Source organism: Pseudomonas antarctica (assembly GCF_900624995.1).
Lineage (GTDB): Bacteria > Pseudomonadota > Gammaproteobacteria > Pseudomonadales > Pseudomonadaceae > Aquipseudomonas > Aquipseudomonas antarctica.
The window spans coordinates 1-991 of sequence record NZ_UYXQ01000256.1 but is presented as its reverse complement, the minus strand read 5'-3'; the positions used below and the strand labels follow the sequence as shown (position 1 = coordinate 991).

General features: G+C 51.5%; 1 protein-coding gene. It reads right to left on the bottom strand.

Features of this window, described 5'->3' with window-relative positions; translation table 11 throughout:
• Positions 1 to 914: IS110 family RNA-guided transposase (locus E0F99_RS29880; protein ID WP_130909141.1), on the bottom strand; the 914-nt coding region annotated here is incomplete at its 3' end.
• Between the last annotated feature and the right edge of the window lie 77 nt (positions 915 to 991).

Genomic DNA, 991 nt, shown 5'->3' with positions numbered 1-991 from the left:
TGATTTTTCATGAGTGAAAACGCAATACGTGCCAGCTTGCGGGCGATGATGACCAGGGCCTGAGTCGTTTTCAGGCCCCTGGCCAGGTAACCTTCATACAGCGGCTTCCAAGCTTTTGACCTGATGCCGGCTGACGCAGCGTTATGCAGTAATCGACGTATCTCGCCGTCACCTTTCTTGCTCAATGCGCGACGTCCGTTCATCTGCCCGGAGTCAGTTACTCTCAAGTCCAACCCAAGGAACGCGATATACGCATCTGCGCTTTCAAACTCTCCTCGTTGAAAAGCCATCGTTAGTGCAACTGCCGTAAGAAAACCAATACCTTCGACGGCTTGGCAGCGCTTGACCTGATGTAGAAGCCCAGCTTCAGTGACAGCGTCTAATATCCGTTTCTCAATGAGTGCTTCGTGCCTTTCCAGGCAAGCAGAGACGCTTTTTGATGATGCTTTGAGTAACGGTTCACCCGCCCAGCTTTGATTAAGGGCGATACGTGTTTTCACCAGAGCTGCACGCCGACGAAGCAAGCTTTGAAGCCTGGTATAAATTTTCGGCGGTGGGCTCCAAACGCGTAAATCTGCTTGTTCATTTTTCAAGTAACGGGCCAGCAAGCGCGCATCGCTGGCATCTGTTTTAGCCCGGCCTCCAGTGCTTTTTCGGTAGTGATTAAGGCGAAACCCATCGACCACGTAGACCTTATGACCCATCGAGTGAGCCAGGGTTACGGTCTGCAAGTGATAGATGTTGGTGGCCTCAATCGCAATAGCGCTGCCCGCCGGCAAGGTATCGAGCCACGCTTTAAGTTTGGTTTTGGTGTTCGGTACGATCTTTAGTTCATCAGTTTCAGTTTGGTAGATCACAACTTCCGCTTTAGCGACATCCACACCGATGATTGATTGCGAGACAGTCATTGCCATGAAAAACGCTCCGGGTTAGGGTTTGCAGGCTTGTCGGGGCTTCACCATTGCGCTGGCTTGCTTCTATCGTCGGTCAT